This window comes from Pelosinus sp. sgz500959 (assembly GCF_042610375.1).
In the GTDB taxonomy this organism is placed as follows: domain Bacteria; phylum Bacillota; class Negativicutes; order DSM-13327; family DSM-13327; genus CTSoil-075.
Genome location: NZ_JBGJZL010000004.1, coordinates 49,358 through 72,326, shown reverse-complemented (window position 1 = coordinate 72,326; position 22,969 = coordinate 49,358). Strand labels below are relative to the sequence as shown.

At 36.3% G+C, this 22,969-nt stretch carries 20 protein-coding genes and 4 tRNA genes; 3 read left to right on the top strand and 21 right to left on the bottom strand.

Features of this window, described 5'->3' with window-relative positions; all coding sequences use genetic code 11:
* Positions 1-5: 5 nt before the first annotated feature.
* Positions 6-632, top strand: coding sequence for a uracil phosphoribosyltransferase (upp, locus tag ACAN52_RS07360; RefSeq protein WP_378953932.1), 627 nt, complete (start codon positions 6-8; stop codon positions 630-632).
* Positions 633-903: 271 nt separating this feature from the next.
* Here upp and ACAN52_RS07355 read toward each other — a convergent pair whose 3' ends face one another.
* From ACAN52_RS07355 to ACAN52_RS07285, 15 genes are all read right to left on the bottom strand, one after another.
* Positions 904-1,545, bottom strand: coding sequence for a hypothetical protein (locus ACAN52_RS07355; protein ID WP_378953930.1), 642 nt, complete (start codon positions 1,543-1,545; stop codon positions 904-906).
* A 316-nt stretch (positions 1,546-1,861) separates the two neighbouring features.
* Positions 1,862-2,254 (bottom strand): hypothetical protein, encoded by a 393-nt coding sequence (locus ACAN52_RS07350; RefSeq protein WP_378953929.1) that lies wholly within the window; start codon positions 2,252-2,254, stop codon positions 1,862-1,864.
* Positions 2,255-2,818: 564 nt separating this feature from the next.
* Positions 2,819-3,025: a hypothetical protein gene (locus ACAN52_RS07345; protein ID WP_378953928.1), complete on the bottom strand. Its 207-nt coding sequence runs from the start codon at positions 3,023-3,025 to the stop codon at positions 2,819-2,821.
* Positions 3,026-3,125: 100 nt separating this feature from the next.
* Positions 3,126-3,201: transfer RNA gene (locus ACAN52_RS07340), tRNA-Thr, on the bottom strand.
* A 154-nt stretch (positions 3,202-3,355) separates the two neighbouring features.
* A complete protein-coding gene (locus ACAN52_RS07335; RefSeq protein ID WP_378953927.1) occupies positions 3,356-4,852 on the bottom strand; it encodes a deoxyguanosinetriphosphate triphosphohydrolase family protein in 1,497 nt (498 codons plus the stop codon).
* Between the two features lie 198 nt (positions 4,853-5,050).
* Positions 5,051-6,370 (bottom strand): MFS transporter, encoded by a 1,320-nt coding sequence (locus ACAN52_RS07330; RefSeq protein WP_378953926.1) that lies wholly within the window; start codon positions 6,368-6,370, stop codon positions 5,051-5,053.
* A gap of 302 nt (positions 6,371-6,672) precedes the next feature.
* Positions 6,673-8,514, bottom strand: coding sequence for a carbon starvation protein A (locus ACAN52_RS07325; protein WP_378953925.1), 1,842 nt, complete (start codon positions 8,512-8,514; stop codon positions 6,673-6,675).
* A gap of 184 nt (positions 8,515-8,698) precedes the next feature.
* A complete protein-coding gene (locus ACAN52_RS07320) occupies positions 8,699-9,481 on the bottom strand; it encodes a FadR/GntR family transcriptional regulator (protein ID WP_378953924.1) in 783 nt (260 codons plus the stop codon).
* Positions 9,482-9,730: 249 nt separating this feature from the next.
* Entirely contained in the window at positions 9,731-11,359 is a 1,629-nt protein-coding gene (locus ACAN52_RS07315; RefSeq protein WP_378953923.1) for an L-lactate permease, read from the bottom strand.
* A 324-nt stretch (positions 11,360-11,683) separates the two neighbouring features.
* Positions 11,684-12,199: a transcription repressor NadR gene (locus ACAN52_RS07310; RefSeq protein ID WP_378953921.1), complete on the bottom strand. Its 516-nt coding sequence runs from the start codon at positions 12,197-12,199 to the stop codon at positions 11,684-11,686.
* Complete coding sequence (locus tag ACAN52_RS07305) at positions 12,199-13,209, bottom strand: potassium channel family protein (protein ID WP_378953920.1); 1,011 nt, start codon at positions 13,207-13,209, stop codon at positions 12,199-12,201. The genes ACAN52_RS07310 and ACAN52_RS07305 overlap by 1 nt, the downstream gene beginning before the upstream one ends.
* A gap of 57 nt (positions 13,210-13,266) precedes the next feature.
* Positions 13,267-14,994: an ATP-binding protein gene (locus ACAN52_RS07300; RefSeq protein ID WP_378953919.1), complete on the bottom strand. Its 1,728-nt coding sequence runs from the start codon at positions 14,992-14,994 to the stop codon at positions 13,267-13,269.
* A 136-nt stretch (positions 14,995-15,130) separates the two neighbouring features.
* A tRNA-Val gene (locus tag ACAN52_RS07295) sits at positions 15,131-15,206 on the bottom strand.
* Between the two features lie 7 nt (positions 15,207-15,213).
* Positions 15,214-15,288: transfer RNA gene (locus tag ACAN52_RS07290), tRNA-Glu, on the bottom strand.
* Positions 15,289-15,293: 5 nt separating this feature from the next.
* Positions 15,294-15,369, bottom strand: a tRNA-Asn gene (locus ACAN52_RS07285).
* Positions 15,370-15,518: 149 nt separating this feature from the next.
* Between ACAN52_RS07285 and ACAN52_RS07280 the strand changes: the two genes are divergently transcribed.
* Complete coding sequence (locus tag ACAN52_RS07280) at positions 15,519-16,631, top strand: aminopeptidase (RefSeq protein WP_378953917.1); 1,113 nt, start codon at positions 15,519-15,521, stop codon at positions 16,629-16,631.
* Positions 16,632-16,691: 60 nt separating this feature from the next.
* Here ACAN52_RS07280 and speE read toward each other — a convergent pair whose 3' ends face one another.
* The 3 genes from speE to dcuC form a co-directional block, all read right to left on the bottom strand.
* A complete protein-coding gene (speE, locus tag ACAN52_RS07275) occupies positions 16,692-17,525 on the bottom strand; it encodes a polyamine aminopropyltransferase (protein ID WP_378953916.1) in 834 nt (277 codons plus the stop codon).
* A 123-nt stretch (positions 17,526-17,648) separates the two neighbouring features.
* Positions 17,649-17,927 carry a hypothetical protein gene (locus ACAN52_RS07270; protein WP_378953915.1) on the bottom strand — a complete coding sequence of 93 codons (279 nt, stop codon included), beginning with the start codon at positions 17,925-17,927 and terminating at the stop codon, positions 17,649-17,651.
* A gap of 116 nt (positions 17,928-18,043) precedes the next feature.
* Complete coding sequence (dcuC, locus tag ACAN52_RS07265) at positions 18,044-19,411, bottom strand: C4-dicarboxylate transporter DcuC (RefSeq protein ID WP_378953913.1); 1,368 nt, start codon at positions 19,409-19,411, stop codon at positions 18,044-18,046.
* Positions 19,412-19,704: 293 nt separating this feature from the next.
* Between dcuC and ACAN52_RS07260 the strand changes: the two genes are divergently transcribed.
* Positions 19,705-19,935, top strand: a complete 231-nt coding sequence (locus ACAN52_RS07260) for a hypothetical protein (protein ID WP_378953912.1) — start codon at positions 19,705-19,707, stop codon at positions 19,933-19,935.
* Positions 19,936-20,422: 487 nt separating this feature from the next.
* On the opposite strand, the gene ACAN52_RS07255 is transcribed toward ACAN52_RS07260, so the two are convergent.
* The 3 genes from ACAN52_RS07255 to ACAN52_RS07245 all read right to left on the bottom strand — a co-directional run bounded on the left by ACAN52_RS07255 (position 20,423) and on the right by ACAN52_RS07245 (position 22,967).
* Positions 20,423-20,785 carry an ArsR/SmtB family transcription factor gene (locus ACAN52_RS07255; RefSeq protein WP_378953910.1) on the bottom strand — a complete coding sequence of 121 codons (363 nt, stop codon included), beginning with the start codon at positions 20,783-20,785 and terminating at the stop codon, positions 20,423-20,425.
* 239 nt (positions 20,786-21,024) lie between these two features.
* Entirely contained in the window at positions 21,025-21,957 is a 933-nt protein-coding gene (locus ACAN52_RS07250; RefSeq protein ID WP_378953909.1) for a DMT family transporter, read from the bottom strand.
* Between the two features lie 20 nt (positions 21,958-21,977).
* Positions 21,978-22,967, bottom strand: coding sequence for a TRAP transporter substrate-binding protein (locus tag ACAN52_RS07245; protein ID WP_378953907.1), 990 nt, complete (start codon positions 22,965-22,967; stop codon positions 21,978-21,980).
* Between the last annotated feature and the right edge of the window lie 2 nt (positions 22,968-22,969).

Sequence of the window (22,969 nt, the reverse complement as noted above, 5' to 3'; positions counted from 1 at the left end):
AAAAAATGAACGTTAAAGTTATTGACCATCCATTAATTCAGCATAAATTATCTATTATGCGCAATGTAAATACAGGAACGAAAGAGTTCCGCGAATTATTAGATGAAATTTCCATGCTTATGGCATTTGAAATTACTCGCGATCTCCCTCTTGAAGAAGTGGAAATCGAAACCCCAGTTGCAAAATGTACCTGCAAAATGTTATCTGGTAAAAAATTAGGCATCATCCCAGTCTTGCGTGCTGGTCTAGGCATGACAAACGGAGTGGTGAAGTTAATTCCTGCTGTTAAAGTTGGACACATCGGTCTATACCGTGATCCTAAAACCTTACTGCCAGTCGAATATTACTCAAAATTACCGAGCGATGTAGCCGAAAGAGACTTTATCATTATTGATCCTATGCTAGCAACAGGTAATTCTCTAATCGCTTCCATCGATATTCTTAAAGGCAAAGGTGCCAAGAACATTAAATTAATGTGCCTAGTTGCTGCACCAGAAGGCATCAAGCTCATTAATGACGCTCACCCTGATGTTGATATCTATGTCGCTTCAGTCGATGAAAGATTAGATGATCATAGTTATATCGTCCCTGGTTTAGGTGATGCAGGCGATCGACTCTTCGGAACAAAATAATACCCCTGTAAAAAATAGGCACACATTATTCTTACAATAATGTGTGCCTATTTTTCATTAATCAACATTTGAATGATGATAGAGCATATCAATCATAACCAATTGCAGAACCTTCTAAGTCATAGCGTCTGAACGAAATTTAGTCTTATTCGATGAACTAAAGAGTATACAATCTACTCACTTTATATTATGTGACCCTCTTTTTCGTTCTTTTTTCCACTGTATATGAAAAAAAATCTATCCACCTAATGAAAGGTCGACGGATTTTGCCTTAAAACGTAACTCTTAATCCAATTTTAACTTTCTTATTATCAAAGTCATATCCACCAACAATTCCGATATATTTACCATCATTGCTAATTTTACGGCTGACATCCCCTGTAATCTCTCCTATCCCCGTCGGCTTTATACCATTGAAACTTGGATAAACATTGATACCACGTATTACTTTTTTATAAGCAAATACATTATACTGATTCAATGTTACAGGTGTATTTTCTGGCAGTTTAGTAATTTCTTTTATATTAACTTCTTTTTCAGGATCTTTTGAATCTGTGACGATCGCAAAATCAGCTCCCTTAGCTGCAACTTCTTTTACAACTGTTTTTTCCACCTCGTAAGGCACCGTTACGATTACTTTTTCTGGTGGTTTATTCGCCAACTCCGTAATCTGACCGGAAGCATCCTTTAACTGCGACTCTAGCATCTCTATATGAGCTACCTTTGCAGCTAATTCTATACCTTCAGCCGTCTGTGCCTGTATTTGCTTCTCATAAGTGACGACCTCTGCTGTATGGTGTTGCCAAGCATAATATCCAACAATGAAAACAATGATTATAAACAACAACAATAAGAAGAAAAATAAGGTTACTGTTTTAGGGTTAGCAATCATTTTTTCGTATATATGACTCATTTTATAACCACCTCCAATCCATATCTTTATTCTTTTTTAACTCACCATTTTTATTACAATATGCTTTTTCTTCATTAGTTGTACCTCTGTAATTTTTTTACATCTTTATCACAATTAGATTCTTTATTTTCTATTCAATTGCATAAAAAACTACCGATTAAAAAGTCTAGATGACCTATATCACCCAGAACATTCAATCGGTAGTAAACTATTTTTTATTCAAATTATTGTCTATTCTATTTTTATACGTTGAGCTACTACAAAGCCCTATGCCTGCTGTAATCTCGGTACCGTTGGCGCATACTGCTGAGGGTAGTCACGAATGAAATCCAGAATAGCTTGCCGGGTTTGATGCATGGCGTACCTCCGAACAATCATCTGTATGAATGATCCGTTTTCTATGTAAATGAGTTATGCTTGGCCAAGCATTTACTCTGATCACGTCTTTCAATTCATTAGTTTCCCAAAACATTATTTTGATATCCTCAATATCTTCTGAATTGAGCATTATATGAGACGGCAAACTAGCGCTAACACACTCTACAATCTCACCTTTTAAATGCTCCGTAGTTACGATTACCATCAAGTTTCCTAATTTAAAAACTCCATTTTCATCATCAGGAACGTGACCTGTTGGATAGAGAGATTCTTTTTCTCTTTCAGTCCATCTAATAACACCGTCATTTATAATATCATCAAAGTTTCTCATTGCGAATTACTCTCCCATTCACGTTTATCTACTTCATATATTTACCATTATTATAAAACATATGTTCGATTTTGTAAATAGAAAAAAATCACTACCAAGCAATCACGCTCGATAATGGCTTTCTCCCGTACCGTCCCTTGAAAATATTAGCGGGACCGAGTAGTACAAAAGGTATTTTTATAAAGGGTTTGGACTTATGACACTTATATTATAATTTAACAATTGTTATTATTCAATAATTATTTTAATCCAAAACAAATTTTATTAAAGACTGACAGGCTTTAAAATTGGCAATCACTTACCAACTTGATTTATTTTCTTTACGGTTTTATGGACAAGGATCGAGAATTTCACGGAATAATTTATTCTACTCTTGCATCTGGTTGGCATGTTCCGTCATCTTTTAAAATCTCAGTTCCACTCATTTTTACCTTCCCGTATATAAAAAATAGAGCCCTATTGGCTTTTGGTGTTGCATCAAAAGCCAATAGGGCTCTCGCACTAATTTCTTAGTGCGACAACTCCTAAAGTTACATTTTTTCACTTCCATCAGCTATTCGTATTTTATTCAGATGGACTTATTGTATCATTATTTTCGTCTTCCATAGCATCTTCTATACCGCCCTTAAGATGTGTCTCGATATATTTAATGGGATTCTCAACTGAACCAGAACGTTTCAATTCTTGGTATAATTTTTGCCGGTCTTCGTCGGATAGTTTTTTGACGAATTTATTCAACTCTGTCCATTCACCGATATGTTCGTTATTCATATAGTGCCTCCTTATCTAATCCTACATTTAATATACCCAATTCACCATAATATTTTACAATAAAAAAATGACTCACATGTCTGCGAGCCATTAATTTCACTGGAGCCGATATGCAGATTCGAACTGCAGACCTACTCATTACGAATGAGTTGCTCTACCAACTGAGCTATACCGGCAATCTACTCTTATAATTTTATCTCACTAGGTATTATATGTCAATAAAAACGCTTAAAAATCAGATATTTCCCATTCATTTTTTTACAATAAAGTTATTATTCACCATCAATAAACCATTATTTTCCACCTTACTAATGAAGCTATGAACCTATTCTATTCGTAAAGATCTTCATAATCCTTTACAGCATGCGCATCTGTCATGCCTGATATATAATCACAGATAACTCTTGATAGGCGAGCTCGAAAATCGAATTTATGTCTGTCTTGCACTAAGTTATTTCTTAGCTGCCCAACTATGATTGCAATAATTTTGTCATCTTCCATTGTATCATCTCCAGCATTATACCGATTCCATACGCTGTCCACATACTCGAAATCATATATTTTATATAATTGATAAATTACTTCATCAGGTAATTGTTCAGGGTTATCCAAATATGCTTTAAATAATTTTTTTATAATATAACTCCCGTGCCCATCCATTCGTTGTACCCTATAGGAATTCATAACTACATCTTTCAAAAATTCTTGTTGAAAGCTATGGTCTGCTTTAGTAAAATCCTCAGAAAAAGCAATCATTTTTTCTACGTCTTCTAGATTGATATTCTGATAGAGTTTAGGCCATCCCTCGTTATGGATGGCATTTTGTTTTATAAAAACCCTTAGACTATCGAAACTATAACTAAGTAATTGTTGAAGATAAAACGTTACGACAAAACTAGAAAGATGCTTAGGGAAGTCTTTCTTTCCTTTATTCATTTTTAACTTAGCAAAATTATCTCGATCAACCTCATTATCAATCCAATCTCCTAAATATCTTTCAAATTCTTGAATGATTTGTCCATCCGTTATCAAATCAGCGCATAAAGCATCCTCTAGGTCATGATGTCTTTGGGCAATTTCATCACATTGTTTTACGACATAGGCCTCAAATGACCAACTAGGTTTATCACTATTTTCAAGTTTCAGGTATTTGTCGTATTGCTTATAAAAATCAACTTCCAATTGGTTCTTTGGGCAGTTAATCGGAGGAAAACTTCTCAAGCAATTAAAATTCCCCCTATGATCTTTAATTGTTTCTTTATATATACAACTCTTCCACTCCAATTTTGTATGCTGCCGAATCCCCCACAGAGTAAAGTTTGTAAGATCTAAACCTGGATATCGCTTAAAAGGCTGCTCTAAATGTGTTAAAACCCGAACACTTTGCAAATTGTGTTTAAAGCCTCTTTCCCCTTCCCTCAGAATAGGACATTTTTCATCTAAAACATTTAGAATATCACATCCGTTCATGATCAAGTTGAGTGTTCGTTCACCAACATGCCCAAAGGGGGTATGACCTAGATCATGTCCTAAGGCAATAGCTTCAGTCAAATCAACATCAAGATTAAGTATTTTAGCAATCGTTCGAGCAAACTGAGCCACTTCTAAAGTATGGGTGAGTCTCGTTCGTGTAGTATCCCCATAATTAGCTGGAAAAATCTGAGTTTTGCCGCTAGACTTTCTAAAGGCTTGAGAAAAAAGAATACGATCTCGATCTCGCATGAACTTAGTACGGCATCCATATGTCTTCGATTCATTGTTTATTTTTGGGGATAACCGCTTAGCATACTCAAGGGGAGCAGCCAATGAAATCTCAATATTTTTCATTAAATCCTCCAAATTTTTTTCAATTACTTTTTACATCATATGCAATCGCTACTTCTTATGTTATATTTAAAAAAACTTATGATCATTCAACAAATTTTTCTTTCAGCAATAACAAACAAAGGACCCTACAGTCTTGTAGAGTCCTTTGTTACTATATATAACTACTTCCTAGAAATGAAAACCCTTTTAATGATTTATTTACCCACTTATCTCTTGCAAAGATTTACCTTTTGTCTCTTCACCAAATAACCAAACAATCACGGCTACACCGAGCATAACAGCGGCGAACATCATAAAGACATGATTAAATCCATCATTTCCAATGATCATGTATCCTACAATGGTCGGTGCCAAGATACCACCTACACGTCCTATAGCAGCTGCCCAACCTGAAGCAAGAGCTCGTATCCGTGTCGGATATAATTCAGGAGTATATGTGTATACAACGCCCCATGCTCCTAAGTTAAAAAACGACATGAGACTGCCCCATAATAATACCATTTGCGAACTGCCACCCTGACCAAAAAAGTAAGCACAAATCGCACTTGCTGCTAAAAATCCTGATAAAGTCGTCTTACGTCCAATGCGATCAACTAAATAGGCAGCTGCAAAATAACCCGGTAATTGAGCTAACGTCATAATCAATACATATTCAAAGGTTTTGATGACAGTATACCCTTGACCCACCATCAAGGACGGTAACCAGGTAAAAATTCCATAATAAGAATAAACAATCCCAAACCATAAGATCCAAAGCATGATTGTTCGTTTAACGAATTGCGGTGCCCAAATATCCGCAAAAGCAACTTGAGTTTTTTTGCCTGCCTGAGGAGCAATCATTGTTTTTTCCGGAACTAACCCAGCCTTTTTTTCCATCTCTTGAACAATATCATGAGCTTCTTGTATTCGCCCTTTTCCTAGTAAGTAATGTACTGATTCTGGTACAGATTTCCAGATTTTAAATACATATAATGCTGGTAAGGCACCAATTAGAAATGCAATGTTCCAACCATAACGTGGAATAATGAGATAAGCGATAACGGCGGCAATTAGCCATCCGACTCCCCAAAAACTTTCTAGAAGAACAATAAAACGTCCTCGATCTCCAGGTGGTGCATACTCTGTCACAAGTGTAACCGCGACAGGCAATTGCCCTCCTAGACCAAATCCCACTAAGAAACGAAAGAATAACAACGATTCAAAACTCCAAGCTAAACCACAAAATCCAGTTGCCACACTATAAATGACCAGCGTAGCAGCAAACACATTTTTACGCCCAAATCGATCTGCAACCGAGCCAGCAAGTACGGCCCCAAGAGCCATGCCTATTAATCCAACACTACCAATATAACCAACTTGAGCTGTTGTTAATCCCCAAGTTTTGATTAACACTGGTAATACAAAAGCAATAATGCCTGTATCCATGGCATCAAACATCCATCCTAAACCTGTAATCATTAATAATCGATAATGAAATTTCCCTACAGGTATTCTTTCTAAACGAGTAATAATATCCATATTTACATCATGCCCTTTCTTTTAACTTTTATTCCATAACCAGATCCGCTTAACTCTATACAGATGTTCATTAAATAAACGATTGCACACTCTCTTTACACCGATCAACAATTGTATATACATCTGTCTTGTCACAACTATTATAAACTTCTATTCGCTTTATTACAATACTAAAACAGAAAAAGCTACTATTTTCATCGATTCATTACAACGGAAAGAATAAAAAGAGAGGTCAAATTTTACCTAAACTTTTCAATCGTTTAAGTAAAATTTGACCTCATTGTTGTTTATCTTTGTATGAGTTAGCTCGGAATATTCGGTTTCGTCTCCCCAATCACACAGTTAGCATGTTTTTCAATATTCATACCAACAGGCTTATTGGTTTTTAACAACTCGAGCCACTTACGCACGCAATCAATTAAGGTAACCATAACGAGTATCATCAACAGAACACTAACACTCCCATTAATGTTACCAAGTAGATCCCCACGTTTGAAAAACATCATTAAATTCAAAGCTCCAGCATACATAACTGTCACCGACAAAAATGCCAATGGAGCAAATGTAATCCATGCATAGGATTTTTTAGAAGAAATTTTCAAAATAATTGTTGTACCAATAGCTAGCGCTACTACAGCTAATAACTGATTGGCAACACCAAATAGGGGCCAAATACTTGCGACATCACCACTATAAAGGAGATATCCCCAACAAAATGTAACAAGAACACTAGTAAGTAAACTTCCAAATACCCAATTTGTTTCTTTGAAAGGAGCGTATAAATAGGTGCCCATAATATCTTGTAAAATATAACGAGCAACACGAGTACCTGCATCGATTGTTGTCAAAATAAATAAGGCTTCAAACATAATGACAAACTGATACCAATAATTCATCAGATGACCCATACCAGAAATGCCTGAGAAAATACTTGCCATACCAACAGCTAAAGACACAGCACCTCCTGGGCGACCAGCTACATCCATACCCACCAATTCAGATAAATGTTGAATCTCAACTGCCGGCATATTTAATTTAGCAAAAATCGCAGGAGGAGTATTGATAGCAAAATAATCACCAGGAATCAGTACAACTGCGGAAATAAGTGCCATTGTTGCAACAAAGCCTTCTGTCAGCATACCGCCATAGGCAATAGGACGAGCTTGAGATTCAAGTTCAATCATTTTAGGCGTCGTACCTGAACTAATCAAGGAATGAAATCCAGAAATTGCACCACAAGCAATCGTAATGAAGACATAGGGCCATACTGGTCCGGGAATAATAGGTCCTCCGCCATTCACAAAAGTTGTAGTAAAGGGTATATTGACAGTTGGTTGAACAATCAAAATCCCCAATGCTAAAGCACCGATCGTACCAATTTTCATATAAGAACTAAGATAATCACGAGGTGCTAACAGCAACCATACGGGCAGTACTGCAGCAAAGAATCCATAGATAGGCAATGCAATAGCAAGTTGGTTTTTAGTCAACGTAAATAGATCGGCCCATGAAGAATTAGGAATATAATGACCAGTAAACACAGCTGCCATAACGAGTAAAAAACCAGCAATTGAACCTGACCGAATTGCGCCTGGCACAATTTTAAACATATAGAGCCCAATCATAATTGCAATAGGGATGGTCATAAATAAAGTATATACACCCCATGGATTTTTAAATAAAGCATTCACAACTACGATAGCAAGCCCTGCTAAAGCTACAATAATGATAAATAAAATAGCCAACGATGTGGTAATACCCGTAATCGGACCGACTTCTTTACGAGCAATCGTTGCTAAAGATTGTCCACTATGCCGTACAGAAGCAAATAGGATAATAAAATCATGCACACCACCCGCGAAGACTGAGCCGAGTAAAATCCACATAAATCCAGGTCCCCAACCATATTGGGCTGCAAGCACTGGTCCAATTAAAGGACCTGCTCCAGCAATAGCAGCAAAGTGATGTCCAAACAATACCCATTTATTGGTAGGTACAAACTCAGTTCCATCATTACAACGGTAAGCAGGCGTAACAATCGAATCATCTAACATCAATACTTTGGTCGCAATAAACGCCGAATAATAACGATAAGCTAATAAAAAGACACATGCAGCTACAACGAGTAGCATTACTGAATTCATAATCATCCCCCTCTTTTTTTGAAAATTCCGTTTTTTCTTCTCCTTGTTTTACCCATCACATTCCTTTCAGTTAACAGACATTTGTTCGTTTTAAGAATATTTCCCCTTATTAATAGTGTAACATTGTTAACTTCAATTGTCAATAAATAGCAATTTATTCCAGTAAAAAAGCTCTCCAGCTCTTTTAAGATGGAAAGCCACAATCGATTTTTATTTCATTATCCATAGAAACTGAATCAAGCTTAGTTAACTCTGTTACTCCTCCACTTTTCAGTTGAAGCATAATGTTTTCAACCATTGTCAAATGATCATACATTAAACTCCCAGCCTTCTTGGGTTCTTTATTAACAATCGCTTGAAAAATCAAACAATGAGAATCATATAACATGGTCGGCATATTTTCTACCATAAAGATCTTTCGCCGAGAAAAGCGAACGGTATTTGCCATCAATTCCGAAATCGTGTTAATCAAAGTCATTAATATAGGATTATGAGCAGCCTTTACGACAGCAAAATGAAACTCCGCATCGGCAATATCACCAATTTCACCCACATTTACTTCATCAACCATATTATTTAAAGCATGTCGTATCAGTTCAATATCTTCTGGCGTAGCTCTCGTCGCTGCAAGGGTAGCAATTTCCACTTCTAAAATTTTTCTCACTTCGAGAAGTTGCATCACATTATCAATATCAACTTGCAATAAAAAAGATAATGGCTCAAACATTCCTTCATAGGATACTTGACGAACAAAACTTCCTTCGCCAGGTCGAATTGTAAGAATCCCCATCATCTCTAAAGCACTAAATGCTTCACGTATCGAAGCTCGGCTTACACCCAATTTTTCAGCCAATTCACGTTCAGACAGCAGTTTATCACCGGGTTGTAATTTCCCATCGATAATCAACTTTTTTACCTGTTCAATGACTTCTTCATAAATTTTCTTAATTTTAACTGGCTTAAACATGAATTCCTCCGTATTTTCAGTAGTTGCAAAGATCTATATTTTTTCAACTATACATATTGAGTACAGCAACGCAGTCGTTACATTGTTCTATAATAAACTATCTTCCTCAACTAGTCTATATGATACAGACTATATTATGCACTCTCGATATACCGTTCTTTGTCTTTGCCTTTATAAAGATAGAGGGCAGGGATAAAATTCCCCACCCCCGATAACCTTTACAAATTATCAAACTACCTTTATTATTTGTTACGGAATCATCCAAGTCAAATAATAAGCTTGTACATAGGTCATAACCCCAACAATAACAGCTAATACAAGTGAATGCTTAACTGTGAAGTTGAACAAATCTCCTTCTTTACCAACAAGTCCAGAAGCCGCAGTTGCTACAGCAATACTTTGTGGGGAGATCATTTTACCACAAACACCACCTGAAGAGTTAGCTGCAACAGTTAATATAGGATCAACACCAATTTGTTGTCCAGTAACGGATTGTAAATTGCCAAACAAGGCATTGGCAGAAGTATCGGAACCTGTCAAGAATACACCTAACCATCCTAAGAATGGAGAGAAGAATGGGAACAAGGAACCTGTACCTGCAAGGAATAGACCAAGAGTTGCACTCATACCTGAGAAATTCATGATGTATGCTAATCCAAGTACGCATGGAATTGTAATTAATGGTTTAATCAGTTGTTTGAATGTTTTTGAGAAGATACCGATAAATTGGCTAGGACCAACCCCAAGTACCATTGCAGTAACGATACTTGCAATAAACAAGGCAGTACCAGCAGCGCTCATCCAGTTCACTTTATAAAGAGCACCAAGTGCTGTTGGAACTTTTGCAATTGGAGCAACTTGCATAATCATTTTATCAAGTCCTGGAACAAACCATTTAATTGTAACGGCATCAAGTGCTGCTTGCACTGGTTTCAAGCCCCATAAAATAACCATTACAGTTAAGATAATGAATGGAGACCATGCTTTAAAAACTTTACCAAAAGTCAGAGCTGCTCTATTTGCTTTAAGAGTAGGTGCTGGTTCATTTTCAAAACGCCAAATTTTTGCTGGTTTCCAAATTTTTAAGAATACAGTTAAAGAAATAATACATGCAAGAGATGATAAAATATCGGGAAGTTCTGGTCCGATATAGTTTGAAGAAAACCATTGCACACCAGCGAAGGATACACCGGCAACCAAACAAGCAGGCATAACTTCTTTAGTAGCTTTCCAACCTGCCATTAATGTAACTAACCAAATTGGAATAATAACAGATAAGAACGGTAATTGTCTACCAACCATAGCACTAATTTTCATTGTATCTAGACCAGTAACTTGTCCAGCAACAATAATTGGAATACCGATACCACCAAAAGCTACTGGTGCAGTATTCGCAATCAAACATAATCCTGCTGCATAGAGTGGATTAAAACCAAGACCAACTAACATACCTGCGGAAATCGCAACAGGAGTACCAAAACCTGCAGCACCTTCCAAGAATGCGCCAAAACCAAAAGCAATGAGAAGCGCTTGTAAACGACGGTCATCTGTAATTGTAGCAATTGAGTCTTTTACAATTTCAAACTGTCCCGTTTCTACAGTCATATTGTAAATAAAGATAGCAGTGATAACAATCCAAAATATTGGGAATATTCCATATAAAGCACCCATACCTGTTGCTTTAAGAGCTAAATCAACCGGCATATTATATGCAAAGATTGCAACTAGTACAGCTGAAGTAACAGCGACTGCACCAGCAATTTGTCCTGGAGCACGGCGAACAGCTAATAGATAAAAAATGAGGATAATTGGAATCGCCGCCAACAGGGATGATAGGGCTAGATTATTCATCGGGTCATACACTTGAGTCCATGGCATTGGTGAACACCTCTTTCTCTAATTTTTTGGTCAGGTGGTCTGACCACTATTACATTTCAACATATAACCACAAATTCCTGCTTATTTCTCGAAATAATTAAAATATATTTTTTTTTCTAATAATTCAGATTCTAGGATTAGAACAACTTTTCCTAGATTCCTATCACAATCACCTACCTTTCGTTCATTCCCATCATTGATTTTTTTACTGGACAGATGGTCTGACCACTATATACTTCCACGCGCCTACACAAATTCCTGCTTGTTCTGGTAAAGTTTTTAAACTATTTTAACTTTTTCCAACATTTCAATTTATTTAAATGTTTATTTCAACAAAATTCCTTTTATTTTCAATTCATCTTTAATCCTCGACAAGGTCTCATCGTCAGAAACCTCCACAGTATGCATATGCACTCCTGCCGTAATACTTGCTAGCTGTTCAGCCTGACTTTCATCAAGTTTACGTAAAAATTCGCTTAAATCACGTCGCGAGGATAACATCAAGTTCGCTGTTAATTCCCCATATACAGGATGTTCAACAATGACATCTAAAACTTTACCACCATTATCAATGATAATGGCTAATTCATCCTCCATATTTTCTCGTTCATGCTTACATGCTAAAGTAACTTTAATTGTTTTTGGAATTTCAACTTTTGGCAACATATAACCTTGAGGCGTAGCATACACCGCTGTACCAGATGCTCGTAAAATTGCAAAATCGCCAACAATCACTTGCCGACTTACCTTAAGCTCTTTCGCAAGGTATGTGCCCGTTAACGGCACTCCCGCTTCTTTTAACATTCTTACTAATTCAATACGTCGTTCTTTTGCATCCATTATTTTTCACCATCCGTTTTACCTAATGACCAATCATTCAGTTTACTTAACGTCGTTCGTTGACCAAGGACAATCATAATATCCCCTGCACAGATTCTTTCTGTTGCACGCGGATTAGTGATCAAAGTTTCTGCACGTTTGATGCCTACTACAATAGAATCAAACCGACCTTTAATATCACTTTCAATAAAATTTTTACCTACTAAACTAGATTGACCACTTACAGCAATCTCTGCAATATCCATATGTAATTCTTGATTGTAAAAAAGATCTTCAACAAAATCCATAATCACAGGTTTGGTCATAGCAGATACCATCTGCCGACCACCCATAACGGACGGAAAAATAACAGTAGTCGCACCTGCACTACGCAATTTCCCTTCAGCTTCTTTTCGATCTGCCCGCGCGACAATCGTTATATCAGGATTAAGACTTTTGCCTGTCAATGTCACATACACATTATCAGCATCATGAGATAAAGCAGCAATCAGGCCTTTAGCATGTTTCACACCAGCTATCAAAAGTACTTCATCTAACGTAGAATCGCCATGTATGGCTAGGACTTTCTGCTCGCAAAGTCGTTCATATACTATCTGTTCCTTTTCAATAACGACAAACGTCTCCCCTTCATGCTGTAAACGTTCAATTATATTTCCTCCAACTTTACCTGCCCCACATACAATAATATGTTTGTCCAGACTTGCGATACGTCTATCCATACCTTTCCTCCCCAGAAAATCTTTTAAGCGCCCTTCAATCGACATGCTAATAACCAAGCTAAAAGTATAATAGGCCATACCTACACCAATAATAATAAATACACAGGTGAACATACGGCCCCCAGTTGTCTTAGGAACAATATCTCCATAACCAACTGTCGCAATTGTCGCAATAGCCAAATATACAGCATCATAAAATGATAAATCTTCAAGGACAATAAAACCTAAGATACCTAAGCCCAGAATCCCCATAAAAAGAATAAGCGATAATTTCAAGCGATCTAAATGCAAGTTTTTTCACCTCTTGTCTTTAAGTACGCTAAATTATCGTCATATTCCTTTTTTATCCTAATAAGTTTTGCTGCTACTAGCTTTTTTATCATTTTGAGCTAATGTTGGATACATAACACATGGTAGTATCACAAAAAAAGTAGCACCTTTTCCTACTTCACTATTCACTTCAATTCTACCGCCATGACTTTCAATAATATTATAACAAACGGATAATCCTACACCATTTCCACTTTCTTTTGTTGTAAAAAAAGGTGTACCGATATTCGCTAACACATCACCTGACATTCCAATTCCATTATCTTTCACTGTTATCCATGTCATTTTATCACGAATCGATAATGAAATATCAACTGTGCCATTCGAATCAACAGCATCAATCGCATTTTTCAATAAATTAATTAATACTTGTTTTAACTGCGTCAGATCACCCAACACATAGTCTTTTCTATAATGTGTAACTCCATCCATTATATCTACATAATCAGAGATAAAACCATCTTTGTTAGTATGAAATGTTAAGATAATATTCTTACTCGCTGCCTGACCCTTCATTAAAATCATAACATGATTGATCATTTGTTCTACATCAATCTTAATAAAATTAGGAGTCTTCAAAGGAAGAGTCAATAACTGAAATTCACTAAGCAAATGATCAATCCCATCAATTTCATTTAAAATAATCTCCACATGATCAGGATTGGGTGTCTGATCCATTTTACGAGCAATCAACTGCATAAATCCTTTGATCGCAGTCAGAGGATTTCGAACTTCATGGGCTAAACCTGCCGCTAACTGATTTACACTCATTAGACGTTCTATACGCAATCGTTGTATATTTTCCTCAAAGTAGCGAGTCTGTTTTAAATCACGATATAATAATCCAGCACAAAGCAATACCAAACACAATGTCGCAAAATAATAGCCAGAATGCCAAAATGCAGCACTATATAGTTGATTCAGAGGCACAACCATGACAATATGCCAGTTAGACGTCTCTAACTTATCATAAATATAGATTAAATCTTCTTCATCATCTATTGATTTATCAACGATCATCCCACTTGATTTTTGACGAAAATCAATCTGCATATCTCGCATAAATCTTGATTGTACAATTCCTTCGCCAGAGTCTGGATAGTAAACGACCCGATCATTGTTATCTTTAATAAATATATAGTGACCAACTGGTATTTTTTCTATTTCAACCAACTTTTTCAAATCATCGAGCAAAATTCCACCAGCGAGTACTGCTTCTATATGATCATTAGTACTATAAACCGGGACTCGCAAACTTACATAAGGTCTTTGATATTGTTCAGATACAATCACATCAGAAATAATAGGATTACCAACTAAAACCTGATTAAAACTTTCCCAGTCATGCACTTCTACAGAATTAAGGGATCGCCAAGCTTCCGCAATGATTTTTCCATCCCGATCAAAAATCCTTGCATTAAAAAATTTCAATATTTCTACCGAACGCATAAGGTCTTTATTCATTTCTTTTGGGTCAAATTTCTTTTGATTTACATCTGATGCCAAAAATTGCAACGCCATTAAGCGGGCATTTAAATTTAAATCTAAACGTTTTACTACGCCTCCAAGGATTTCACGTTCTTGCGTAATGATATTCCGATAATGAGTTGCAAAATAATAGGAAGTCACTCCAATTGATACAAACAGCGCGAAAAAAAGAATAAGCCAACGCACCCACAAACGTGTATCCTGCAACTTTTGCAAATTTAACACCTCTTTTTCTACATAATTCGTCAAATTTTGCATTTTTCCTGCCCTTATGTAAATGACGATAAAAACTTAATTGAATAAACCAGATTTGAAACACAACAGAAAGAGGTATACATGCAAAAAAAATGAGTACTAGAATTTTTATTCCAATACTCATTGACTATTCATAAAATGGTGGGCGATGACGGGATCGAACCGCCGACATCCTGCTTGTAAGGCAGGCGCTCTCCCAGCTGAGCTAATCGCCCGAATGAATGGTGACCCGTGGGGGAATCGAACCCCCGTTATCGCCGTGAAAGGGCGGTGTCTTAACCGCTTGACCAACGGGCCATGGATGGCTCCTCGAGTAGGACTCGAACCTACGACCGATCGGTTAACAGCCGATTGCTCTACCAGCTGAGCTATCGAGGAATAATCACATATACTATTATATATCATCTTAACCATAAACACAATAGAGTAAACTCATAATTTTTAATGTTTTTTTATTTTTATTTATGGAATAATACTATATAATAAGTTTCAGTATAAATATACCAAAACATAAGGAGGTCTTTATATTGGATCCACGAATACAACAGCTTGCTAAAAATCTCATTACCTACTCTACTAGTTTAAAACAAGGCGAAAAGATCTTGATTGAAATGTTTGATGATGCCTTACCTTTGGCTAAAGCCCTCGTTGCAGAAACCTATCGCGTTGGTGCTATACCTTTTTTAACCTTAAAGAATAATCAGTTGCAGCGTGTTCTATTACAAAATGCTACAATTGATCAAATAAAACTAATTGCCCAATGGGAAACTCAACGTATGAGCGCTATGGATGCCTACATCGGTATACGTGCAAGCGAAAATATTAGTGAACTTTCCGATGTCTCCACTGAACAATTACAAATCTACCAACAACATTATCAAAAACCAGTACATACAGATCTACGCGTACCAAATACCAAGTGGTGTGTAATGCGCTATCCAAATCACTCAATGGCACAACTTGCTAATATGAGTACAGAAGCCTTCGAAAATTTTTATTTTGATGTTTGCAATCTTGATTATGCTAAAATGTCAAACGCTATGACTCCACTAGTTGATTTAATGAATCGAACTGATAAGGTGAAAATCATAGGCACTGGTACCGATTTAACATTCTCGATTAAAAATATACCCGCTGTCAAGTGTTCCGGGTTACGCAATATACCCGATGGAGAAGTCTACACTGCACCTGTCAAAACATCAATCAACGGTTTTTTAACTTATAACACACCAGCTGTATATCAGGGAGTGACTTATGAAAACATCCGTCTTGAATTTTCCGCAGGAAAAATAATCAACGCAACGGCTAACTATACTGAAAAAATCAATAAAATATTAGATACAGATGAAGGTTCTCGCTATATCGGAGAGTTTGCGATTGGACTTAATCCTCATATTAGCATCCCTATGAAAGATACATTATTTGATGAAAAGATCAAAGGCAGTTTTCATTTCACACCAGGTAACGCCTACGACCATGCCTTCAATGGTAATAAATCAGCGATCCATTGGGATTTAGTCTGCATACAAACTCCAGAATACGGTGGTGGTGAAATCTGGTTTGATGATGTACTCATTCGTAAAGATGGGCGCTTTGTTACACCAGAATTAGCTGGACTGAATCCTGAAAACTTATTGTAATTGATAAAACAAAAACAAGCAGATGCCTAGACTGGCACCTGCTTGTTTTTGTTTTATCAATTATTTCAATAAATCTTGAACAAAGTTCGGTAGTACAAAACAGCTTTTTTGAATATCTTTGTTATGATAACGGGTCTTCAATTCCTGTATATTATCTGTATTCACTTCCAATGGATTATATTTTTTCGATCCCATCGTAAAACAATGCAATCCACTTGGGTACAAAGGAATATTAGCTAAATACATTTTAGTAATAGGAAATAATGCAGAAATTTCTTTACTTACATATGTAATCAATTCTTGATGATAAAAAGGTGATTCTGTTTGTTGAACAAATAAGCCATCTTCTTTTAAAGCTTTGTATACATTGCTATAAAACTCTGGTGTAAACAAACCTTCACCAGGACCAATCGGATCAGAACAGTCTACAATAATCACATCATATTTATTTTCAGCATCTTTCATGTACTGAATACCATCACCAATCTTAAGTTCAAGTTTCGGGTGAGGCTGAATCATGGCTTCACTAATTTCCGGTAAGAATTGTTTCGAAACTTCCACGACCATTCCATCAATCTCAACCATTTCAGCTTTTTCCACAGCATCATGTCTGACAACTTCACGAATAGCTCCCCCATCGCCCCCACCAATGACTAATACATTTTTGGGATTAGGATGGGTAAATAATGGCACATGAGCAATCATTTCATGGTAAATAAATTCTTCAGCAATCGACGTTTGAAATACACCATCCAAAACGAGCATTCGGCCAAATTGATGGGAATCAACGACTGCTACATCCTGAAATTCAGATTTTCCCATAAAAAGGGTTTCTTTTACCCTAATCTGTAATCCTATATTCTTTGTTTGCGATTCAGTAAACCATAATTCCATCTTCATATCCCTCCTGCTTTTTTATTATATCTCTCTATATAATATCTTCTATAAAAACAAATTATATCATAAAAGCATAACAAGCAAAAGATCTAAAATAAGTTTTTTACATTTTTTTCCTATTTATTTTGATTGCTCTACCGCATTTCCTTGCTTACCAAGAGCTGCAACCGTTTCCAAGTTACTCCCCTTAGGACTATTCCAAATTGAATCGATCGCATGCGTCGCATTCAATTGCGTCATCAACCAAATATAGCTATCTCGCAGTCGGTCTAAATCAAAATGACTATTTTGCGTACCATTCATAATCCAGGCTCCTAGCCAAAGAATCATAAAAAGTGCTGTATAAAAACCAATACATTTGTTGGGAAAATACATTCCTTGTGGAATTTGTCGCCACACAATACTTCACACTCCTATTTTTTATACTTCATCCCCTTTTCATTCATACTATTCGCCACATAAAAAAAATCCTCCAATTATCATTTTGATAAAATTGGAGGATTTATATATAGTAATTATCTGTAGAAATACACAAAGGTGGCTACGACATTAACGATCAAAGCACCAATCATCGGAATGGCTGTACGCTTTACCACATCAATAGGAGAAACCTTCCCAATACCCGATACAACAACAATGACAGCAGTAATCGGCGACATACTACGAGCAATACTCGCAGCAAAATGCATTGGCAATAGCATAAGCACTGGAGCAATTCCCATCTTAGTTGCTACAACCGGAGTCAGTGCTACGAAAGCAAAGAAAGGTGCATTACCAGACCCCATGACTACAGAAGAAATCGCAATAATAGACACCATAACAACAATCATACCAGCTCCGCCAAAACCTGCAGATTGAGCCGAGCTAATGATTGTTTCAATAGCACCAACAGATTTTAACCCCTGAGCAAAAACTTCACCAGAAACGACTAGTGTCACAACACCAGCAAACTGAACACCCATACCATCAAAAAACACTTGTAAATCACCAAAAACTTGCTTAAAATCACGATGACGAATGAACTCAAAAATCATCGATACGAACAAGCTAATAAACATCGCATTCACAATATCCATTTTAATTGATTTAATACCAATATCACTAAATGCTAAAATCAATCCTAAAGGTACAATCGGTAACAAAGCAAAGATTGCTGGTGGCAATTCTTCGTCATCCTTGCCAACATTCATATCCAATTTCTCAACAACATGTCCATCACGCTGATCAAACCACCGTTGAACAAAATAATGAAGCACAGCAACGACAACCATGACAGTGAGTGCAACAGGAATTTGATATTGAGTCCAATAGGTAGCAATATCCATACCAGCAGTATTGGCTGATAATACACTCCCTGGATCTCCGGGGCTCCAATCCAAACAAAGAGTCGTACCAATCACCGCTGTAGCTGCCAAACGACTTACACCTAAACTTACTAATACAGGGAACATGGTAACCATGAGCAACATACCTAAACCAGAAGCACTATTAATAAATAATCCTAAAAATTGCCCAACAATATAACAAGCTGCTAGCATAATATATGGAGCATGAAGCTTTTGCAAGGGCTTAATTACGATTTTAACCAATGCTTTACTAGCACCAATATGATCCATATACCGAGCAAAGCCTCCGACTGCCATAATACTTAATCCAAGACCTGCAGCCCTACCACTCAATGTCTTCTTAATAAACTCAAACAAATCGAACCATACCAACCCTGTACTCTCTTTAGCTGGCAAAATGGTTCCAAGACCAAAAACAATTGCACATGACATCAAGATTAAACCACCAAAAACCAAAACAGCTTGGGTTCTATACTGTTTTAAGATCATGTAAATAACCATTGAAGTCACAATAAGTGCTAAAATAATACCTAACATTGTAAAAAAAGTCCTCCTATAATCTCATCATTGCATGTAAATTCTTGCCGCACCACGTCTTCCAAAATTACACACGAAACGATTAAATTCTACTATTTTATTTTTTCCCCTGCAAAACTACATTAAGTATCAAATCTATTCAAATTATTCTCCAATAAGTAAGTGTTTCTAAGATTTTTCACTTCTGCAAGTAAACATTGAGAAAGACCAGACGTCTTTATATTTCGTTACTTTTACTGTCGAATATTATATAATAAATCTATCGATGTAAATAATAAAGAGCGAGGATCTATATGAGCAGAATGACAACGGAACACTTGAAAGCAGGAAAAATTTTTGGCGACTGCAATACACAAGAATATCTCTACTTACCTGCAAGTGAAATTGGCGTAGATGATCCTTTATGCGTAATTGAAACGCCAGAGGGTCGACAAGATATCACAATGAAAGAAGCACTAACCTATGTGCTTAAACTGAGTTTGAAACCAGTTCGCCACCCTCAATTGGGCAGCCGCTCCTTCTAGCGTTTAGCATCAATAACAAGATACGAAAACAGACTGTTCGCATAATGAACAGTCTGTTTTCGTATCTTATCACCAGAGAATTCATCCTTCAAAAGCAACTATCGTTTACCAATAGCTACTAATATTTTGATAAAAAATAATCTTTCCATTTTTATAGTGACACTTTTAAATAAAGTTGCTAACTCTTGGCTATAATACACAGAAATATCATCAATTTCGATTCGTTCATACACCTGAATATTAGCCGGTGTACCCCGTCTCACGGACGGTTGACGATTTCCATCGCCACAACCATTACTTCACCCACCCGCTCCATCAACAACACGAATGGTGATTGCCTTATCAACTTCACTTGCAATAGAATCCTTTGCCTCTTGATTCAAAAAAAATTCCATAAGTCACAACTCCTTCATGATTCATCGATTAATATATGCAACTATCTTAATCGATGAATGCTAGCATAATTTTCTCTTAGATTTTTTATATCCTACTTAGTATCCATGTCCTTTGAAAACTTACATTCATAGTTTTGCTCTCGATATTGTTTAAGTTTGGCTAACTCGTCTTGATATTGAACATGGGCAGCAAGGTCTTTATCTAATAAGACTTTAATGAAGGAATACCGATTTACTATCTCTTGATTAATTCCATAATATACCCACTGGGATTTTTTTTCACTATATATAATACCTGCATCACGCAATTTTGCTAAGTGCCTCGATACATTAGACTGACTACTTTGAAGTATGGCTTCAATTTCGCATACGCATAAATTTTCAACTCGCAATAAATTCATAATGCTAAGCCGAGTCTCATCACCTAAGGCTTTTAATATCCGTATTAAACTCACTATTTTCCCCTCCATACTCTTTCAATTTATCGTTAAACATATCATTCTAATAGGAATATCTTTCACCATCAAAGATGTAAATAGAACAACATTACCATATTCATTTATAACCATATATAATCTATAACAAATTGTCAATTAAATGATTTCATATCTTCTCGCTTAAAAATATCGCCAAATAGAATTAGAAAGGCTTCCTTGCGTTAAATCCTCAAGCGCAAAAAAAGCCTTACTCATCCTTATTTTGAATCTGAACATACGATTCTTTCTGATTTTGTAATCAAATCCTTATTAACTTTTATACGCGATATATATAACCCTATAAAAATGATAACAGTTCCAGCGCACTGCAACCATCCCATGACTTCTCCCAAGAAAAACCACCCACCAATGATTGAAAAAATCGGAATCAAATTTTGATAAAGGGAAGCTCTTGTACTGCCCAATTTACCAATGACCCAAACCCAGACAATATTACAAAACAAAAGAGCAAACAGAGCAGAATAGCTAATACTTGCCCAAGCACTAAAAGGTATCGCCCTCCATGATACTGTAAGTAAATCCGGCATGGCAAGTATACCAAAAGCAATGGCAGACACAGTCAAAACATAAGTCGTAATTTGATAGGTGGAATATCGAGCAAGTAAATCTCTAGAAAAAATAGTATAATACGCATTACCAATTTGCGCAATAAATACACATAAAGTCCCAATTAAATGGTTACTTGTTAAATTTATTTCTTTACCTGAACCTAAGATCACCAAAATAGCTCCTGTTAAAGATACGACCATACCGACTGCCATAGGAAACGTCATTTTCTCATTTTTGAAAATCCGATTCATAATCACCACATTAAGAGGTAATAATGCCATCATTAAGGAAGCATTGCCTGCCGTTGTTTTCGGTAAACCAATCGCTAAAAATAATTGGCAAAAGAAAAATCCACATAGGCCGATAGCTAGAATCGGAATGATATCATTTTTTTGAACCGGTTTATAAGTTCTCGAATACCATAAAATAGGCCAAGCTAACATGGCAGCGATGAGTAATCGAATGGCATTATATAGGACAGGTGATATATAAATTAACCCAACCTTCATAATAGGAGTATTCATCCCCCAAATGAATACTGTCAATAACAAAAGCCATTCTAACATTTTATTTTTCTGCATAGTCATCTCTCCATATTATTTTACTTCACGGCCTGTATTTTGCGTATTAATTCTGTATGCTGAGGATATTTTTGATATAATGGCTCGACAGCCTTCTGAAAGAGTTCCTTATTAGGTTGCAATATCGTAACGCCTTTGTCTTGCAGGGCTTTCATGGACTGTTCTGTAAACTCAGCCCATAGTTTATGCTGATATTTTGCAGCTTCCGCACTACATTCTTTTAACAGTTGTTGATCTTCGACGCTTAACTGATTCCATGCTTTTTTACTAATATATAAAATTTCAGGGGATACTGTATGCTCATCAAGAGTATAGTATTTTGCCAATTCAAAATGCTTAGAAGTCAAATAACTTGGTGTACTATTTTCAGCTCCACTGACAGCTCCAGTTTGAAGTTTTGGATATACATCATTATATAATAAGGGCACTCCTGTCGCACCGAGAGTTTGCATCATATTAGCAAATAAGTCACCTGGTAATACGCGCAGCTGTAAACCTTTTAAGTCTTCTGGCGTTACAATGGGCTTAGTCGCATAAAAACTTCGAGCACCAGAATCATAATAACCTAAAACAATCATATCTTTTTTTTCAAACTCTTGAGCAATCGTGCTACCAATCTCACCATCGAGTACTTTACGAACATGATCAGAATCACGAAATACATAAGGCATTAGAAGGGCTTCTAATGAAGGTATCTCTTTGATAAAAACATCAATTCCTATACGATCAATATCAATAATACCGGCTTCTATCGCATCACTAATCGTTTTCCCTTGACCAAGTTGTCCTCCGGCGTACATTTGTAATTTAATTCTGCCATGACTTCTCTCTTCTAATTGTTTTCCTAAATACATTGTTCCTTGTGTCGTTGGATAATTTTCCGGCTGATTTTCTACAGCTTTTAACACAATAACTTTGCCCTTATCACTTGTTCCTGACCAGCTACACCCATTCATTAGAGTGAGGGATAAAACAATGAACATTAGGATATATTTTTTTGTATATTTCATAG

What these genes read in the sequence shown, in the direction of transcription:
- upp (WP_378953932.1), top strand. Translation starts at nt 6, where the DNA reads ATGAACGTTAAAGTTATTGACCATCCATTAATTCAGCATAAATTATCT.
- ACAN52_RS07355 (WP_378953930.1), bottom strand. Translation starts at nt 1,545, where the DNA reads ATGAGTCATATATACGAAAAAATGATTGCTAACCCTAAAACAGTAACC.
- ACAN52_RS07350 (WP_378953929.1), bottom strand. Translation starts at nt 2,254, where the DNA reads ATGAGAAACTTTGATGATATTATAAATGACGGTGTTATTAGATGGACT.
- ACAN52_RS07345 (WP_378953928.1), bottom strand. Translation starts at nt 3,025, where the DNA reads ATGAATAACGAACATATCGGTGAATGGACAGAGTTGAATAAATTCGTC.
- ACAN52_RS07335 (WP_378953927.1), bottom strand. Translation starts at nt 4,852, where the DNA reads ATGAAAAATATTGAGATTTCATTGGCTGCTCCCCTTGAGTATGCTAAG.
- ACAN52_RS07330 (WP_378953926.1), bottom strand. Translation starts at nt 6,370, where the DNA reads ATGGATATTATTACTCGTTTAGAAAGAATACCTGTAGGGAAATTTCAT.
- ACAN52_RS07325 (WP_378953925.1), bottom strand. Translation starts at nt 8,514, where the DNA reads ATGAATTCAGTAATGCTACTCGTTGTAGCTGCATGTGTCTTTTTATTA.
- ACAN52_RS07320 (WP_378953924.1), bottom strand. Translation starts at nt 9,481, where the DNA reads ATGTTTAAGCCAGTTAAAATTAAGAAAATTTATGAAGAAGTCATTGAA.
- ACAN52_RS07315 (WP_378953923.1), bottom strand. Translation starts at nt 11,359, where the DNA reads ATGCCATGGACTCAAGTGTATGACCCGATGAATAATCTAGCCCTATCA.
- ACAN52_RS07310 (WP_378953921.1), bottom strand. Translation starts at nt 12,199, where the DNA reads ATGGATGCAAAAGAACGACGTATTGAATTAGTAAGAATGTTAAAAGAA.
- ACAN52_RS07300 (WP_378953919.1), bottom strand. Translation starts at nt 14,994, where the DNA reads ATGCAAAATTTGACGAATTATGTAGAAAAAGAGGTGTTAAATTTGCAA.
- speE (WP_378953916.1), bottom strand. Translation starts at nt 17,525, where the DNA reads ATGGAATTATGGTTTACTGAATCGCAAACAAAGAATATAGGATTACAG.
- dcuC (WP_378953913.1), bottom strand. Translation starts at nt 19,411, where the DNA reads ATGTTAGGTATTATTTTAGCACTTATTGTGACTTCAATGGTTATTTAC.
- ACAN52_RS07260 (WP_378953912.1), top strand. Translation starts at nt 19,705, where the DNA reads ATGAGCAGAATGACAACGGAACACTTGAAAGCAGGAAAAATTTTTGGC.
- ACAN52_RS07250 (WP_378953909.1), bottom strand. Translation starts at nt 21,957, where the DNA reads ATGCAGAAAAATAAAATGTTAGAATGGCTTTTGTTATTGACAGTATTC.
- ACAN52_RS07245 (WP_378953907.1), bottom strand. Translation starts at nt 22,967, where the DNA reads ATGAAATATACAAAAAAATATATCCTAATGTTCATTGTTTTATCCCTC.